The organism is Oceanibium sediminis, from assembly GCF_003265325.1.
Lineage (GTDB): Bacteria > Pseudomonadota > Alphaproteobacteria > Rhodobacterales > Rhodobacteraceae > Halovulum > Halovulum sediminis.
The window spans coordinates 72,160-89,084 of sequence record NZ_QGNX01000001.1; the positions used below are offsets into that span (position 1 = coordinate 72,160).

16 protein-coding genes and 1 riboswitch are annotated in these 16,925 nt (G+C 68.3%); of the genes, 5 read left to right on the forward strand and 11 right to left on the reverse strand.

The annotated features are described in order from the left end of the window. Positions 1-273: 273 nt before the first annotated feature. Complete coding sequence (locus tag DJ029_RS00370) at positions 274-735, reverse strand: tRNA (cytidine(34)-2'-O)-methyltransferase (protein ID WP_112320349.1); 462 nt, start codon at positions 733-735, stop codon at positions 274-276. Positions 736-911: 176 nt separating this feature from the next. Between DJ029_RS00370 and petA the strand changes: the two genes are divergently transcribed. The 3 genes from petA to DJ029_RS00385 are packed head-to-tail and all read left to right on the forward strand — an operon-like array spanning position 912 to position 3,625. Further along, entirely contained in the window at positions 912-1,469 is a 558-nt protein-coding gene (gene petA, locus DJ029_RS00375; protein WP_112320350.1) for a ubiquinol-cytochrome c reductase iron-sulfur subunit, read from the forward strand. 12 nt (positions 1,470-1,481) lie between these two features. Continuing rightward, entirely contained in the window at positions 1,482-2,798 is a 1,317-nt protein-coding gene (locus DJ029_RS00380; protein ID WP_112320351.1) for a cytochrome b, read from the forward strand. A 20-nt stretch (positions 2,799-2,818) separates the two neighbouring features. Beyond that, positions 2,819-3,625, forward strand: a complete 807-nt coding sequence (locus DJ029_RS00385) for a cytochrome c1 (protein WP_112320352.1) — start codon at positions 2,819-2,821, stop codon at positions 3,623-3,625. 81 nt (positions 3,626-3,706) lie between these two features. On the opposite strand, the gene DJ029_RS00390 is transcribed toward DJ029_RS00385, so the two are convergent. The 4 genes from DJ029_RS00390 to DJ029_RS00405 all read right to left on the reverse strand — a co-directional run bounded on the left by DJ029_RS00390 (position 3,707) and on the right by DJ029_RS00405 (position 8,327). After that, on the reverse strand, positions 3,707-4,405 hold the full coding sequence (locus tag DJ029_RS00390) for a thiamine ABC transporter ATP-binding protein (protein WP_112320353.1): 699 nt from the start codon (positions 4,403-4,405) through the stop codon (positions 3,707-3,709). Then, entirely contained in the window at positions 4,389-5,966 is a 1,578-nt protein-coding gene (locus DJ029_RS00395) for a thiamine/thiamine pyrophosphate ABC transporter permease ThiP (protein WP_112320354.1), read from the reverse strand. Before DJ029_RS00395 ends, DJ029_RS00390 begins: the two co-directional genes overlap by 17 nt. Further along, positions 5,942-6,952 (reverse strand): thiamine ABC transporter substrate binding subunit, encoded by a 1,011-nt coding sequence (gene thiB, locus DJ029_RS00400; protein WP_370445208.1) that lies wholly within the window; start codon positions 6,950-6,952, stop codon positions 5,942-5,944. The genes DJ029_RS00395 and thiB overlap by 25 nt, the downstream gene beginning before the upstream one ends. Before the next feature lie 64 nt (positions 6,953-7,016). After that, positions 7,017-7,123, reverse strand: a riboswitch (TPP riboswitch). Positions 7,124-7,148: 25 nt separating this feature from the next. Continuing rightward, entirely contained in the window at positions 7,149-8,327 is a 1,179-nt protein-coding gene (locus DJ029_RS00405) for an MFS transporter (protein WP_112320355.1), read from the reverse strand. Positions 8,328-8,504: 177 nt separating this feature from the next. Here DJ029_RS00405 and aroC point away from each other — a divergent pair, with 177 nt between their 5' ends. Continuing rightward, a complete protein-coding gene (gene aroC / locus DJ029_RS00410; RefSeq protein WP_112320356.1) occupies positions 8,505-9,608 on the forward strand; it encodes a chorismate synthase in 1,104 nt (367 codons plus the stop codon). A gap of 16 nt (positions 9,609-9,624) precedes the next feature. On the opposite strand, the gene DJ029_RS00415 is transcribed toward aroC, so the two are convergent. Genes DJ029_RS00415 through DJ029_RS00425 form a run of 3 tightly spaced genes read right to left on the reverse strand, consistent with a single transcriptional unit; the run spans position 9,625 to position 11,764 of the window. Beyond that, positions 9,625-10,230, reverse strand: a complete 606-nt coding sequence (locus DJ029_RS00415) for a DedA family protein (RefSeq protein ID WP_112320357.1) — start codon at positions 10,228-10,230, stop codon at positions 9,625-9,627. Beyond that, positions 10,227-10,574, reverse strand: coding sequence for a hypothetical protein (locus DJ029_RS00420; protein WP_157966215.1), 348 nt, complete (start codon positions 10,572-10,574; stop codon positions 10,227-10,229). The genes DJ029_RS00415 and DJ029_RS00420 overlap by 4 nt, the downstream gene beginning before the upstream one ends. Further along, positions 10,571-11,764, reverse strand: a complete 1,194-nt coding sequence (locus tag DJ029_RS00425; protein ID WP_112321281.1) for a class I SAM-dependent RNA methyltransferase — start codon at positions 11,762-11,764, stop codon at positions 10,571-10,573. Before DJ029_RS00425 ends, DJ029_RS00420 begins: the two co-directional genes overlap by 4 nt. Positions 11,765-11,888: 124 nt before the next feature. Here DJ029_RS00425 and DJ029_RS00430 point away from each other — a divergent pair, with 124 nt between their 5' ends. Beyond that, positions 11,889-12,392: a VOC family protein gene (locus tag DJ029_RS00430; RefSeq protein WP_112320359.1), complete on the forward strand. Its 504-nt coding sequence runs from the start codon at positions 11,889-11,891 to the stop codon at positions 12,390-12,392. On the opposite strand, the gene DJ029_RS00435 is transcribed toward DJ029_RS00430, so the two are convergent. The 3 genes from DJ029_RS00435 to DJ029_RS00445 form a co-directional block, all read right to left on the reverse strand. Further along, positions 12,373-13,107, reverse strand: coding sequence for a TlyA family RNA methyltransferase (locus tag DJ029_RS00435; RefSeq protein WP_112320360.1), 735 nt, complete (start codon positions 13,105-13,107; stop codon positions 12,373-12,375). The two genes, DJ029_RS00430 and DJ029_RS00435, sit on opposite strands and share 20 nt — an antisense overlap. 37 nt (positions 13,108-13,144) lie before the next feature. Beyond that, a complete protein-coding gene (locus tag DJ029_RS00440) occupies positions 13,145-14,980 on the reverse strand; it encodes an ABC transporter ATP-binding protein (RefSeq protein ID WP_112320361.1) in 1,836 nt (611 codons plus the stop codon). Positions 14,981-15,075: 95 nt separating this feature from the next. Beyond that, positions 15,076-16,914 carry an ABC transporter ATP-binding protein gene (locus tag DJ029_RS00445; RefSeq protein WP_112320362.1) on the reverse strand — a complete coding sequence of 613 codons (1,839 nt, stop codon included), beginning with the start codon at positions 16,912-16,914 and terminating at the stop codon, positions 15,076-15,078. Positions 16,915-16,925 lie beyond the last annotated feature (11 nt).

Consider the following 16,925-nt stretch of genomic DNA (forward strand, 5'->3'; position numbering starts at 1 on the left):
TCTCGCGACTATTGGTTAAATCTAGCCTAAGAATGTGGCCCCACTTTGGCGCTCACGGATTGGTTTCAAATTATTACTTATCGGAATCAAGTATTTGGATTCAGACAAGATTGAGGAATCCGCCCTAATCATCGCCGGAACTGCGGCTGGCCGAGGGAAGCGAATCGCCCCTTGCCACGGCCACGGGCTCGCAAGGGATAGATCACGCCGCCCCTCGATCCGCCGAAATCCGCCTGAAAGCCGCTGCGGATGCCGGAAACGACAAGCTACCCCTCACCCAGCCGGGACCACGTGCGCGGTCTGGCGCACCGCCTCCGCCAGGGCGATGGCGGCGGAGACGGCGACATTCAGGCTGCGCCCGCCCCCGGGCATCGGGATCCGCAGGATGACGTCGGCGCGGGCCGCGACCTCGGGCGGGACGCCGGCGCTCTCGCGGCCCATGAGCAGCGTGTCGCCGGGCAGAAACCCGTGATCCCAGAGCCCCCGCTCCCCGGATGTGCTGAGCAGCACCAAACGCCCGGGCGGCCGCGCGGCGAGGAAGGCGTCCCAATCCACGTGATGGGTCACATCCGCCTGCGCCTCGTAGTCCATGACCGTCCGGCGATAGGCCTTCGCCGAGAACGGAAACCCGCAGGGGCCGATCACGTCCACCGGCACCCCGAGGCAGGCGGCGGTGCGAATCATGCTGGCCAGATTCGGCGCAATGTCAGGTTGATAAGTCGCCAGACGCGGCATCTTGCATAATACTCCAGAATTCGCCCCACCAATGACGCCTGCGGCTGAAAGTCCGCTGGACCCGACGCTGGCATTGTCTTAGTTACCCTTGCAAACCCGTAGGCCGATGGCCAGCGTGTGCTATCCTGCGCACTTGTCCAGGCAGAAGAATAGTCAGACACGAAGGGAGTAGATGCGTGTCCCACGTTGAAGAAGATGGCGGTACCCGCCGCGACTTCCTGTATGTCGCCACCGGCGCGGCCGGTGCCGTGACTGCAGGCGCCGCGATTTGGCCGCTGGTCAACCAGATGAACCCGAGCGCGGACGTCCAGGCGCTGAGCTCCATCCAGGTGGATGTCGGCGCAGTCGAACCCGGTCAGCAGATCACCGCGCTGTGGCGCGGCAAGCCGGTCTTCATCCGCCGCCGCACCGAGGAAGAAATCGCCGCCGCCAACGACGTCGACCTTTCCGAACTTCCCGACAACCATGCCCGCAACGCGAACATCGGTGACGCCAATGCCGCGGACTCGAACCGGACGCTGGGCGAGGGCGAGGAATGGCTGGTGATGATCGGGGTGTGCACGCACCTCGGCTGTGTTCCGCTTGGCGATGCCGGTGACTTCGGCGGCTGGTTCTGCCCCTGCCACGGCTCGCACTACGATACGGCAGGTCGGATCCGGAAGGGCCCCGCACCGGAGAACCTGCCGGTGCCGACCGCCGCCTTCATCTCCGACACCGTCATTCAGCTTGGATAAGGGAGCACACTCATGAGCGGCATCCCGCACGATAAGTACGAGCCGTCGACCGGCGCCGAGAAGTGGGTGGAAAGCCGCCTGCCAATCCTCAGCCTGCTGCATTCGACGCTCACCATTCCCACCCCGAAGAACCTGAACTGGATGTGGATCTGGGGCATCGTCCTGGTCTTCTGCCTGGTTCTTCAGATCGTTACCGGCATCGTGCTGGTGATGCACTACACCCCCGACGTCAGCCTCGCCTTCGCCTCGGTCGAGCATATCATGCGCGACGTGAACGCGGGCTGGGCGATCCGCTACATCCACATGAACGGCGCATCGCTGTTCTTCGTGGCGGTGTACCTGCACATCTTCCGCGGCCTCTACTACGGGTCCTACAAGGCCCCGCGTGAGATCACTTGGATCATCGGCATGCTCATCTACCTGCTGATGATGGGCACCGCCTTCATGGGTTACGTTCTGCCCTGGGGCCAGATGTCCTTCTGGGGGGCAACGGTGATCACTGGCCTGTTCGGCGCGATCCCCGGTATCGGCGAGTCGCTGCAAACCTGGCTGCTGGGCGGCCCGGCGGTGGACAACGCCACGCTGACCCGCTTCTTCAGCCTGCACTACCTGATGCCGTTCCTGATCCTGGGCCTTGTCATCGTGCACGTCTGGGCGTTCCACACCACGGGCAACAACAACCCGACCGGCGTTCCGGTGCGCACCAAGAACATCGACGAGGTAAAGAAGGACACGCTGCCGTTCTGGCCGTACTTCGTGATCAAGGACCTGTTCGCGCTGGTGTTCATCCTGGTGATCTTCGCCGCGATCGTCGGCTTCATGCCGAACTACCTCGGCCACCCGGACAACTACATCGAGGCGAACGCCCTGGCGACGCCCGCGCACATCGTGCCCGAATGGTACTTCCTGCCATTCTACGCGATCCTGCGCGCCTTCACCGCAGAGGTGTGGATCGTGCAGTTCGCCGGTTTCATCACCGGTGGCATCATCGACGCCAAGTTCTTCGGCGTGATGGCGATGTTCGGCGCGATCGCGGTCATGGCCCTGGCGCCGTGGCTCGACACCTCCTCGGTACGCTCGGGCCGCTATCGCCCGCAGTTCAAGATCTGGTTCTGGCTGCTCGCAGCTGACTTTATCCTGCTGATGTGGTGTGGCGCGATGCCCGCGGAAGAGCCCTATGCAACCATCTCGCTGATTGCATCGGCCTATTGGTTCGCATACTTCCTGGTCATCCTGCCGGTGCTCGGCGTGATCGAGAAGCCGCAGGATCGTCCCGAGACGATCGAGGAAGACTTCAACGCCCACTACCCGGCCGAGCCGGCAGAATAAGGCGAGAGAGGATGAAAACCATGACGTTCAATCGTATCCTTTCCGCCGCCGCAGCGCTTGTGCTGGCCGGATCAGCCACCGCCTTCGCAGCCGCTGGCGAGAAGGAGGTAGAGGATTTCCGCTTTTCCTTCGAAGGGCCCTTCGGGTCCTTCGACCAGGACCAGCTCCAGCGCGGCCTTCAGGTCTACACCGAGATCTGTTCGGGCTGTCACGGGCTGCAGTACGTGGCGTTCCGCAACCTCGAGGACCTGGGCTACACCGACGCGGAAGTTCGGGCCTATGCCAAGAACTTCTACGTCGCCGACGATGGGCCCGAGGCGCTGCCCGGTGACGAGCGCGAAGCCCTGCCGACCGACCACTTCCCCGGTTCGACGCTGAGTAACGCGCCGGACCTGTCGCTGATGGCCAAGGCCCGCGCCGGGTTCTCCGGCCCCTCCGGGACGGGGATCAACCAGCTTCTGCAAGGCATGGGCGGACCGGAATACATCGCCTCCCTCCTGACCGGTTACACCGGCGAGGAGAAAGAGGAAGCCGGCACTATCCTCTACGAGAACCTCGCCTTCGAAGGCGGCTACATCTCGATGAGCCCGCCGCTCTACGGAGATGACGTGGTCTTTGCGGACGGCACCGAAGCCACCCTCGAGCAAGAGGCGAAGGATGTCGCCGCCTTCCTGATGTGGACGGCCGAGCCCAAGCTCGAGGCGCGCAAGACCGCGGGGATCACCGCAGTCGTGTTCCTGACCCTACTGACGGTTCTGCTCTACCTGACGAACAAGAAGCTCTGGGCGCCGCACAAGCACCGCAAGGCGGACAAGCCGGCCGAGTAAGCCACCGCCGACTGATCTAGCGAAAAGCCCCCGACGCGAAAGCCTCGGGGGCTTTTTTGTGCGCCCTGCTCCAGCGCGGGCTCAGTCGCCGAGGTAGGCCGCCAGCGCACCGCTCGGCGCTTCCAGCAGCGCGGCGGTCGGCGCGGGGGCATGGGCGACGCCGCCATCCACGAATATCGTATGGGGCGCGATGGCCGCGGCATCGCCGGGGTCATGGGTCACCATCAGCACGCTCAGCTCGTGGCGGGCGCGCAGCCCTTCGACCAGCGCCAGCATGTCGCGCCGCAGCGCCGGGCCAAGCGCGGCGAAGGCCTCGTCCAGCAGCAGCAGCGGCTTGTCCCGCAGCAACGCGCGCGCCAGCGCGGCGCGGCTCTGCTGTCCGCCGGACAGCGCGCCCGGCTTGCGCTGCGCCAAGCCGGACAGGCCCACCTCCTCCAGGGCGCGGGCCACGCAGGCGCGGTCTTCCGCGCCAAGCCGCAACCCGGGGTCGAGGCCGAGCCCGACGTTGCGCTCAACGCTCAGGTGCGGGAACAGGTTGTTGTCCTGGAACACCAGGCTGACGGGCCGGTCGGCCGGGGGCACGTCGGTCAGGTCACGCTCCTCGAACAGGATGCGCCCCTGTGCCGGGGTCTCGAACCCCGCGATCAGCGACAGCAGCGTGGACTTGCCGCTGCCAGACGGGCCGATGATCGCCGTGATCTCGCCCTTGGGCACGGTGAAATCCGCGGACAGGCTGAAATCCGGGCGCACAAGGCGAACGCCCTCAAGTCGCAGCGTCATGGCGCCCCCCTCGGTCGATAAGCCAGAAGATGGCCAGGCTGAGCGTCAGCAGGACCAGCGCCGCGCCCGCCGCGTCCTGCATCCGGTACGCGCCCATCAGGCGGTACATGAACAGCGGCAGCGTTTCCAGCTCGGGCGGCGCGAACAGGGTGATCACCCCGAGGTCCCCCATGGACAGCGCCGCCGCCAGCCCGGCCGAGAACGCCAGCGGCGCGCGCAGTTGCGGCAGCACCAGAAGCCGCATCCGCCCAAAGCCGCGCATCCCCAGGCTGTCGGCAAGACGCCCGTAGTCCGCCTCGACACGCGTCAGCGCGGGGACCAGTGCACGCAAGGCGAAGGGCAGGCTCATCGCGGCGTTGATGAGGCCCGTCATCACCAGCGCCCAGTCGAAAGGATCGGCCACGGCGCGGATCATCAGGAACAGCCCCGTCCCCATCACGAAGGGCGAGACGGAGAGGACGAGCAGCCCCACCCCCTCGGCCAGCGCGCCGCGCGCGCGCGGCAGCCCGGTGATCAGCATGGCAAGGCTCATCGCCGCCGCGACCGTCAGCAGCGCCGCGCTCAGCGCCAGCGCCAGGCTGGTCGCCGCCGCCGGCCAAAGCCCCGGCGGCATGCCAGAGAGCAGCGCCGCCCCGCCGCGCAGGATCACCAGCCCCAGCGGCGGCAGCAGGAAGGCCAGCGCCAGCGCGATCACGCCGCCGTCGATGGCGGGCCAAATGCCGCCAGGCGCATCCCAGCGGCGGCGCAGGCGTCCCTGCCCGCGCCCGAATTCGGCGGGCCGCCCGACAAGGACAGCCAGCCCGGCGACCGCCGCGCAAAGCCCGAGCTGCACCAGCGCCAGCCGCGCCGCCGCGCCAAGGTCGAAGTCGAAGCGCAACGCCTGGTAGATCGCCAGTTCCACCGTCGTCGCGCGCGGCCCCCCGCCAAGGGTCAGCGCCACGGCGAAACTGGTCATGCACAGCAGGAACACCAGCAGGAACGCGCCGGGCACCACGGCGCGCAGCATCGGCGCCTCCAGCAGGCGGAACACGGGACGCGGCCCCATGCCCAGCTGCGCGGCCAGTCGGAAACGCTCGGGCGGAATCGCGGCCCAGCCCTGCAACAGAAGGCGCGTGACCAGCGGCAGGTTGAAGAAGACATGCGCCAGCACCACCCCGCCAAGCCCGTAGATCGAGATCACAGGCCCGCCAACAGACTGGCTGAGGTCAGAGACAAGGCCCGACCTTCCCCAGACCGCCAGCAGCCCAAGGATCGCAACGATCACCGGCAAGAGGAAGGGCGCGCCCAGAAAAGCGATGATCAGCCCCCGCCCGGCGAACTGGCGGCGCGCCAGCGCGCGGGCGAAGGGAATGGCCAGCAGGACGCTGATCAGCGCCGAAAGCGTGGATTGCACCAGCGTGAAGCGGATCGCCGCCAGGTCCGCGCGGCTGAAGCCGCCCTCGCCCCCCGCGTGCAGCAGCAGCACGGCGATCGGCCCGAACGCCAGCGCACCCAGCGCGATCAGCGTGATCGCGCCGGGCCAGAAGCGCGCGCGGCTCAGCCTGCCAGCGCGTCGAGCCATTCCTGCAGGGCCTCCTCGCGCAGGGCGGGGACCTCCTCGGCCGGGACCAGCAGGGATTTCCCGGGCGTGATCATCTGCTCGAAACCTTCCGGCAGCGCCTCGGCCGGCAGGGCGGCGGGGTACATCCAGTTGGTCGTCGGGATCACCTCCTGGAAGGCGGGGGTGAGCATGAAGTCGAGGAAGGCGTCTGCCAGCTCGGGCTGGTCGGTGCTGGCCAGCTTGCCGGCCACCTCGATCTGCATGTAGTGGCCATCGCTGAACTTCGCGGCGGCCTTCGTGGCGTCTTCCTCCGCGATCAGGTGATAGGCGGGCGAGGTGGAGTAGCTGAGGACCATGTCCGCCTCCCCCTCGAGGAACAGGCCGTAGGCTTCGGACCAGCCCTTGGTGACCGTCACGATCCGCGGGGCGAGCGCGGCCCAGGTCTCGGGCGCGGCGTCGCCGAACACGGATTTGACCCACATCAGCAGGCCCAGCCCGGGGGTGGAGCTGCGCGGATCCTGGATGACGAGGCTGATATCCTCGGCCGCGATCAGCTCGGCAAAGCTGGCGGGGGGCGTGTCCAGGCGGGTCGTGTCATAGACGAAGGCGAAATAGCCCCAGTCGAACGGCAGGAAGGTCTGGTCCGTCCACGCGATCGGCAGGTCGAGGGCGGGAACCTCGCGCCCATGGGGGGCGAACAGGCCGGTTTCCTCGGCCAGCGCGGTCAGCGTGGTGTCCAGCCCGAGCACGATGTCCGCATCGCTGCGCCCGCCCTCAAGCTGGATGCGGCCCAGCAGTGCTGCGCCGTCGCCCGCGGCGACCAGTTGCAGGTCACAGCCGCAGGTCGCCTCGAACGCCTGCTCCACGCCGGGTCCAGGGCCCCAGTCGGTGACGAAACTGTCATAGGTGTAAACGGTCAGGACGGGTTTGTCCTGCGCCAGCGCCGTGGCGGGCGTCAATGCGGCGGCCAGAAGGGCCACAGCACGAAGGGGGGATCCTGGCATCATTGTGATACGCCTCCTCTTTGCTGCGACGAGAGAGAGGCATCCTGCAACACCCGCACCCCATGGAGCGGCTATCGCCAACCTTCCCTACGCCGGTGCGATCCGGTTCAGGTTCAACGGGTTCACGCGTGCTCGCGCATCTCAGCCCTTTTCAGGGTACCCCGAGGTAGGTCGCACCATATGCCTCGCACGGGCCGCGTCAAGCGGCGTTTCGCCGCCCGTTCCGCCCCAGCAGCACCACGAGCGCGACGCAGAGCGCCAGGATCGACCCGCCCCAGAAGGCCGCGCGCGGACCGCCCAGCGCCACCAGCGCCGCGCCGGTGAAGGCCGACAGGAACTGCGCCAGGAAGATCGACATGCTGAGGAAACCCATCGCCCGGCCCCGCATTTCCAGCGGCACCTCGGTCATCAGCGAGGTGGTGAGGTTCGGCATGATCACCCCCAGCGCCGCACCGACGAACGGCCCCAGCACGAAGATCAGCCACACCGACGGCGCCAGCGCCATCCCGGCGAAGGCGACCGCCAGCATCCCGAACCCCGCCAGCCCGAGCACCGGGCCCGGGACCCGCTCGCGCAGCCGCCCGAACCCGAGCGAGGCCAGCGCCGACACCAGCGTGATCAGGGCGATCGCGATCCCGGTGATGCTGGCCAGCGGGCTGCCGAGCACCTGCATCAGGAACGGCAACTGCGTCGGGATCGTGTAGAAGATCAGGAAGGTGCAGAACGCCCCGAGGTAGACCATCACCGCAAGGCGCAGGGGAAAGCCGGCGCCAACGGCGCCGTCGGCACTGCCAGCCCCCGCCCGCGCGGGGATGGTGCGCAGGACCAGCGGCAGCAGGATCAGCGGCGCAAGGTAGACCGCGAAGGGCCCGCGCCAGGACAGGTCCGCCAGAAGCCCCCCGGTCAGGATGAACACCACGCCGCCAAAGCCCATTGCCGAGGACTGGTAGCCAAGGACACGGCCCCGCTCCGGCCCGGTGAAGATGTTCGCGATCAGCGTGGTGGAGGAGGTCATGATCGCCCCCACCGCCGCCCCGAGCAGGACCCGCCCCGCAAGGATCGGCACGATCCCGTCCAGCCAGAGCCCCGAACTGCCCGCCACGACATAGACCAGGATCGCGCCCAGAAGCACCTTGCGCGCATCCACCCGGTCCACCAGCACCCCGAACAGCGGGGCGGAAACTGCGATGGCAAGGCCCGGTATGGTCAGGATCAGCGGCACCAGCGCCACCGCGCCCGGCACATCGGCGTAATGCGCCTTCAACCCGGGCAGCGAGGGCGAGATCGTCGCCCCCGCCATCACGGTCAGCGTGGCGCAGGCCAGAAGCAGCAGCAACACGCCGGGCCGGGCGGTGGGGCGTTTGTCGGTCTTGGTCAAGGGAGGACTCCGGGGGAAGGAGAGGGGGACAATGGCCCCCTGTCTAAAGCGGCGCAGGCGTATTGCAAGGGACGGGTGCGCAACGCAGGAGGCGGGCGCGAAACACACATCCCGGGTTTTCCTTCCGGCCCGGCTGCGCTATCCCGACGCAAGCGTTTCTAACTGGCGGGCAAGCCCATGTCGTTCAACACCTTCGGCCATATCTTCCGCGTCACCACCTGGGGCGAAAGCCACGGCCCGGCCCTCGGCGCGACGGTGGACGGCGTTCCGCCGGGCGTTCCGGTCTCGGCCGAGGACCTGCAAACCTGGCTGGACCGGCGCAAACCGGGGCAGAACAAATACACCACCCAGCGCCGCGAACCCGACCAGGTGGAAATCCTGTCCGGCGTGTTCGAGGGGCAGACCACCGGCACGCCTGTGCAGCTGATGATCCGCAACCAGGACCAGCGCTCCAAGGACTACAGCGAGATCGCGGACCGCTTCCGCCCCGGCCACGCGGATATCACCTATTTCCAGAAATACGGGCTGCGCGACTACCGTGGCGGCGGGCGCTCAAGCGCGCGCGAAACGGCGGCACGGGTTGCCGCCGGCGGGCTTGCGCGCGCGGCCCTGGCGCAGCTCCTGCCCGACCTCAGAATCACCGGATACATGGTCCAGATGGGTCCGCGAAAGATCGACCGCGGGCGTTTCGACGCGGCCCAGATCGAGCAGAACCCCTTCTGGTGCCCCGACGCGGCGGCAGCCGGGGACTGGGCGGACTACCTCGATACCCTGCGCAAGGACGGCAACTCCGTCGGCGCGGTGATCGAGGTCACCGCCTCCGGCGTGCCTGCGGGACTTGGCGCGCCGATCTATGCCAAGCTCGACACGGACCTTGCGGCGGCGATGATGTCGATCAACGCCGTGAAGGGCGTCGAGATCGGGGCCGGCATGGACGCGGCCACCCTGACCGGGGTGGAGAACGCGGACGAGATCTTCATGGGCAACGACGGCAAGCCGCAGATGACCTCGAACCACGCGGGCGGGATCCTTGGCGGGATTTCCTCCGGGCAGGACGTGGTGGTACGCTTCGCGGTGAAACCCACGTCCTCCATCCTGACGCCGCGCAAGACCATCACCACCTCCGGCCAGCCGGTAGAGATCGTCACCAAGGGCCGCCACGACCCCTGCGTCGGCATTCGCGCCGTCCCCGTGGGCGAGGCGATGATGGCCTGCACGCTGCTCGACCACCTGTTGCTGCACCGCGGCCACGTGGGCGGAAACCGCGGCCACATCGGCTAGGCGGGCGCCCCTGTCGTCAGCCCCTCTGCCGCCCCCTGCGGCGGGAGCGGAGAAGGACCAGGCCGAGGATCAGCGTCACCGCCAGCGCGGTGACGAACCCCGTCGCGTTCGACAGGACCGAGGCGACGGCAGCCAGTTGGCCCGTGAACAGGTAACCGAGTCCGACGTAGAGCAGAACCCAGACCGCCTCACCCGACATGCTGGCAAGGGTGAAACGCCCGCGATCCAGCGCGACCGCCCCGGCGATGGCGTTGACATAGGGCCCGAGCGGGCTGAACAGCCAGCGCGACAGGAACACCCCTAGCCCGCCCCGTTGCGTCACTTCGGCCCGGGCGCGTGCCAGCACGGCGGCGCGCCGGCCCTCGGGGTTACCCAGCCGCCGCAGAAGCACGGCGCTTCCCCGCTGCCCGATGGCATAGCCGGTCTGGTCGCCGAACACCGCCCCCGCCCAGGCCGCCGCGGCGGCGCTGAGCAGCGACATGTCCCCGCTGGAGGCAAAGCCCCCCGCCGCCAGCATCAGAAGCGACGCGGGCAACGGCACCGCCAGGCAGGACAGAAAGGTCGCCACGAACAGAAACCACGCACCGTAGTGCGCCACGAGGGAGAAGGCGGCATCCGTCACTCGGCGGACCGGTAGGCGTCTATCGCCGCCTCGACCCGCGCGGCCACCGCCTCCACGCTTTCGCCCTGCGCGCTGGCGATATCCTCAAGCGTCAGCGGCCTGCGCGGCCGCTCGAGGGGAACGCCCAGCGCCTCGGCGATCACCTCCGGCGGGACGTCCCAGGAACGCGCGACATAGCGCGGTGTCATCCAGCCCGCCACGGCCTGGTCGCTGTGCGCGGGATCCGACCAGTAGAGCGCGCGCACCGTCATGCGCACGCCGAAGAACACCGTCACCGCCGCCGCCAGCAGGAAGGCCAGCACCAGCAAGCGGTGGCGGCGTCCGGGGCGGCGGCGGGCGCTCATCTGGTGAACCCCGCGACCAGCTCGGTATGGCCGGACCAGCGGAACTGGTCGATCACCTGCACCCAGTCCAGCGAATAGCCCGCGTTGCACAGCGTTTCGGCATCCCGCGCGAAGGTGATCGGGTTGCACGACACGGCGGCGATGCGCGGCACCGTGCTTTGCGCCAGCCTGCCTGTCTGCGCCTCCGCCCCGGCGCGGGGCGGGTCGATCACCACCGCGTCGAAGCGGTTCAGCTCCATCGGCTCAAGGGGGCGGCGGAACAGGTCCCGCGCCTCGGCCGCCAGCGGACGCAGGCCGGGGCTCTGCCGCCAGCCGTCGGTAAGCGCCGCGACCATGGCCTTGTCCCCCTCAACCGCGAAGACATCGGCCGTCACCGCAAGCGGCAGGGAGAAGGTGCCGCAACCTGCGAACAGGTCGACGACGCGCGGCGCGTCGCCCACCGCGTGGCGCACCGCGGCCACCAACGCCGCCTGCCCTTCGAGCGTCGCCTGAAGGAAGGCCCCCGGCGGCGGCACCACATGGGCCGGCCCGAAGCGCTGGCGCGGCGGGCGCGCCACGGCGATGGGATCGCCCTCCCACGTCAGGCGGGCGACATTCGCCTGCCCCGCCCAGCTCGCCAACGCCATGCGCAGCGGCCCGTCCAGCGGCTTGCCGCCGGTGACGTCCAGGTCGATCCCCTCAATGCTTTCGGTCATCTGCATCTTCAGCGCGCCCTTGCGCGACCCGCCGAGGCGGACCACCGACTCGAGCGCGGGCAGCATCGCCAGCAGCGCCGGGCGGAGCAGGTGGCATTCCTGCAAGGGCACGACATGGTCCGAAGCGCGCTCGTGAAAGCCGACCTGCACAGTCTTCTTCGTGCGCCGCCCCGTCAGCGTCGCCCGGCGGCGGCTGTTCGGTGGCGACACGGCGATAGGACGGAACGGCGCAGAAAGCCCCCGCGCCGAAAGGGCCCGTACGACCACCTCCTGTTTCCACTCCGCGAGGAACACGTCCGAGGCATGTTGCAGCGCGCAGCCCCCGCAGGCGCCGAAGTGCCGGCACGGCGGCGCGATCCGATACGGCGAGGGGGTGACGACCTTGGGCGGCCGTCCGGGCGTCACGACCTCTCCGGGAAGGGTGAAGGGGTGATATCCCTCACCCGCGATTCCATCGCCCGACAGGCCGAGGCGCTCTATGATTATGTCTGACATACCCATGTTGATAACGGTGGCGGAGGTGGGTGGGAAGGCGAAACCTTTTGTTTCCAAGACGGGGGTTTTTCGGCATCATGGCCGCGGATATATCCTGATCGGAAACAACCTGAGAGGATCAGCCATGAAACCCGAGATTCCGGCAAAGACGCCTGCCCCCTCCGGCATGCACGTGGGCCATGTCCACCTGCGCGTCGCCGACCTGGAACGCTCGATCCGGTTCTACAAGGACGTGCTGGGCCTGGACGTGATGCAGCACTACGGCGACAGGGCGGCGTTCCTGTCGGCGGACGGCTACCACCACCACCTGGGCCTGAACACCTGGGAAAGCGCGGGCGGCACGCCGCCGCCACGGGGGCATACGGGGCTGTATCACGCCGCCTTCGTCTATGCCGACCGAAAGGCGCTGGGTACCGCTGTTGCGCGGGTCGTGGCGGCTGGCGTCAAACTGGAGGGTGCCGCCGATCACGGCGTGAGCGAGGCGGTCTACCTCAGCGATCCGGACGGCAACGGGTTGGAGCTGTACCGCGACCGTCCCCCGCAGGAATGGCCGGTGGGCGAGGACGGGCATCTGAAGATGGTCAACGACCCGCTCGACGTCGCCGCGCTCATTGCAGAGGCCGAGTAGCCGCCAGCAGGTATTCCCGGTTGCCGTCCGCGCCGGTGATCGGGCTGTCGGTCACCCCGTCGACCCGCCAGCCGAGCGTGCTCAACCAGTCCTGCACGCTGTCCACCGCCCGCGCGTGCGCGGCCGCATCGCGCACGATGCCGCCCTTGCCGATATCGGCCGGGGAAAGCTCGAACTGGGGTTTGACCAGCGTCAGAAGCCGCCCGCCGGGCCGGACCGCGCTCAAACCCGGGCCCAGCGCCTTGGTCAGAGAGATGAACGACACGTCGCTGACCAGCAGGTCCAGCACCGGCAGATCACCGGGTGAGAGGTAGCGCGCGTTAACCCCCTCGCGGTTGTCGACGCGCGGATCGGCGGCCAGTGCGGGGGCCATCTGGCCGTGGCCGACGTCGATTGCAATCACATGCCGCGCCCCGTTGGCGAGCAGCACCTCGGTGAACCCGCCGGTCGACGCGCCGATATCCGCCGCGACGGCCCCTTCCGCGCTGATGACGAAATGCGCCAGCCCGTGGGCCAGTTTCAGCGCCGCGCGGGACACCCATGGCAGCGGATCGCCGGTGACCTCGATCGCCTGGCCGCTCACCGCTTGCGAGGGTTTCGTCGCCACGACCCCGTCAAGGCGCACCACGCCAGCGGCGATCAACGCCTGCGCGCGGGCCCTGCTGGGGGCCAGCCCCTGTGCCACAAGGGCCTGATCCAGTCGTTGTCGCGCCATGGCCCGATTTCACCGCCAATGCGCGCCGCGTCAAGGGTTACTCGGCCGCTTCGAGGTTCAGGAAGCCGCCGGACTGGCGGTTCCAGAAGCGCGCGTAAAGCCCGTTGCGCTTCAGCAGGCTGTCGTGGGTGCCCTCCTCGACGATGCGCCCGTCGTCCATCACCAAGATGCGGTCCATCCGGGCGATGGTGGACAGGCGGTGCGCGATGGCGATGACAGTCTTGCCCTCCATCACCTCGTTCAGGGCGGCCTGGATTTCCGCCTCCACCTCGGAATCAAGGGCCGAGGTCGCCTCGTCCAGCAGCAGCACCGGCGCGTCCTTCAGGATCGCGCGCGCCAGCGCGATCCGCTGGCGCTGGCCGCCGGACAGCTTGACGCCCCGCTCGCCGAGGTGGGCGTCGTAGCCCTCGCGCTGGTGCACGTCGCGCAGGTCCTTGATGAACTCATGCGCCTCGGCCCGGCGGGCGGCGGCGATCAACTCTTCCTCGCTGGCGTCGGGGCGGCCGTAGAGGATGTTTTCGCGGGCGGAGCGGTTAAACATCGCGGTTTCCTGCGTGACCGTGGCGATCTGGCCGCGCAGGCTGTCCTGGGTCACTTCGGCCACGTCATGCCCGTCGATGGTGATCCGCCCCCCGGCCCGGTCGTAAAGGCGCAGCAGCAGCGCCAGCGCCGTGGACTTGCCCGCGCCCGAGGCCCCGACCAGCGCCACCTTTTCCCCCGGCTTTACCGTGAAGTCGAGCCCGTTCAGCCCGCCCGTGCCTTCGGGACGGCCATAGCTGAAGCGCACGTCCTCGAAGCGGATTTCCCCCTTCACCGGCGGCAGGGAGTCGCCATTCGCATCCGTCACTTTCGGCGCGGGGCTCAGGGTTCTCATGCCGTCCTCGATCTCGCCGATATGGGCGAAGATGCCGAGCGCGGTGAAGCTGACCCAGCCGGTCATCTGCCCGATCCGGGACGAGATGATGCCCGCCGTCGCGATCTCGCCCGCAGTGGCAAGGCCGACCTGCCACAGCAGCAGCGCGCCGCCGATCATGATGACCGGCAGCGCCCCCGCCAGGCAGTTGAGCGAAATGCGGAACGCCGTGGACAGACGCCCGAAGTTGACGGCGGCGCTGCGGTAGCTCTCGATCGCCTTCGTGGCGGTATCGCGCTCTCGATCCGCATGGGCGAACAGCTTCACCGTCTTCATGTTGGTCAGCGTGTCGACCAGCTGGCCCGTCACCGCCGCCCGCGCCCCGGCGCGCGCCTTGGCGCGCTTGCGGATGCGCGGCAGGAACCAGCGGATCAGCAGGCCATAGGCCATAAGCCACAGGGCCAGCGCAAGCGCCAGCCAGCTGTCCACCGTCGCCATCAGCCCCGCCGCGCCGATCAGCGTGGAAAAGGCGAAGAAGATTGTCATCGTGACGTCCACCGCCACGTCGGTCACCGCGCGCGAGGTCTGCATTTCCTTCTGCGCCAGCCGCCCTGCGAAATCATCGTCGAAGAACTGGATATGCTGGCCGAGCACATGGGTATGCAGCCGCCCCAGCACCAGCGCGGACACGTTCGGCGCCACCGCCAGCGAGTTCAGCGCCGCGCCCAGGCCCATGACCAACGGGCGCAGCAGCACGTAGAACGCCGCCGCGCCCAGCAGGAACAGCCAGTTCGCGGCGATATAACCCTCCGTGCCATAGGCCAGCGCGTCGTCGATCACCCAGCCGATCAGCAGCGCCGAGCCGATTTCAAGCATCCCGACGAAAACCCCGACCACCGCCGCGAGGATCAGCACAGGCCAGGCCCCGGACACCGCCCAGTTGACGAAGGCCCCGAGCCGCCCCGGCGGCGGGCCATCGGCGCTGGCATAGGCATCGATCATCCGGGAAAAGGTAAACATCTCAAACGTCCTGCGGGCTCAAGGCGCGGGCGGGGAATGCCGCCCGTGCCGGGTTCTATGTAGGCGCAGAGCGGCGCAAGCCAACCTCCGGCAGCTTACTCCGCCGCCTCGGTGCCGAGGAATCCGCCGGACTGGCGCGCCCAGAGGCTGGCGTAAAGCCCGTCCTGCGCAAGCAGTTCGGCGTGGGTACCATCCTCCACCACGCGGCCCTGGTCGAGCACCACGATCCGGTCCATCCGCGCGATGGTGGACAGGCGATGCGCGATGGCGATCACGGTCTTGCCCTCCATCACGCCGTAAAGCGTGTCCTGGATCGCCGCCTCCACCTCGGAATCGAGGGCCGAGGTCGCCTCGTCCAGCACCAGGATCGGCGCGTCCTTGAGGATCACCCGCGCGATGCCGATCCGCTGGCGCTGCCCGCCGGACAGCTTGACGCCCCGCTCGCCCACATGGGCGTTGTAGCCGGTGCGCCCCTTGGGATCGCGCAGGTCGGCGATGAAGCGATGCGCCTCGGCCCGTTCGGCGGCGGCGACCATCTGCGCCTCGGTGGCATCGGGGCGGCCATAGAGGATGTTCGCCCGGACCGAGCGGTGCAGCAGGCTGCTGTCCTGCGTAACCATGCCGATCTGCGCGCGCAGGCTGTCCTGCGTGACCGCAGACACGTCCTGGCCGTCGATCTCGATCCGTCCACCTTCCGCGTCGCGAAAGCGCAGCAGCAGGTTGACGAGGCTGGACTTCCCCGCGCCCGAACGCCCGACAAGGCCCACCTTCTGGCCCGCCGGGATCGTCAGGTCCACCCCGTCCAGCCCGCCCGCGCCGCGCCCGTAATGATGGGTCACGTCCTCGAAACGGATCTCGCCTTCGCGCACCTCAAGCGCCTGCGCGCCGGGGCGGTCCACCACCGCGTGTTCCACGGCGATGGAGCGCAGCCCCTCGCGGATCACCCCGGCATGTTCGAACAGCCGGATCGTCACCCACATGATCCAGCCCGACATGCCGTTCAGCCGGATCGTCAGGGCCGAGGCGGCGGCCACTTCGCCCACCGTCACGAGCCCCTGCATCCACAGCCAGACCGAGGTGCCGACGACACCGCAGATCAGCAGCCCGTTTATCGCCGTCAGCCCCAGCGAAAGCTCGGTCATCAGCCGCAGGAAGCGCTGGAAGCGCAGCCGCAGCCGGCGCATGGCTGACAGGACGTAGGCCTCCTCGCGCGCGCTGCCGGCGAACAGCTTGACGGTTTCGACGTTGGCATAGGCGTCCACCACGCGGCCCGTCACCAGGCTGCGCGCGTCGGACCAGCGCTCGGACGCGTTGGCGACGCGCAGCGCGACGTTGCGCGTGTAAAGCACGTAGACGGCCAGCCACAGCGCCAGCGGCAGTGCAATCCGCACGTCGATCTGCCCGAGGATCAGCATCGCGCCCAAAACGTAGGTCAGGGCGTACCAGATCCCCTCGAACGCCATGTAGGTGCTGTCCTCCACCGCCGGGCCCATCTGCATGACCCGGTTCGACAGGCGGCCCGCGAAGTCATTGGCGAAAAAGCCCGAGGACTGGCCCAGCATATGCGTGTGCGCGCGCCAGCGGACCTGCTCCTGCATGTTGCCTGCAAGGGTCTGTTCCAGCAGCAGGTGGTTCAGCGTGATCATCACCGGGCGCAGGAACAGGATGAACAGCACCGCCAGGATCAGCTCGGCGCCATGGGTGTCCCAGAACGCCTCGGGGGCCGAGCCGGTCATCAGGTCGATCAGCCGCCCGGAATAGAAGATCAGCCCCGCTTCCATGATCGCGACGGCCATGCCGGTCAGGGCCATCCAGACCATGTGCTTGCGGAAGGGCGCGAACTGGCTGCGCATATAGGGCCACAATCGCCCCGGCGGCGTGGCCTTGGGCGGTGCTTTGAACGGATCGACAAGGTTTTCGAAAAAGCGGAACATGATGGTGCTCC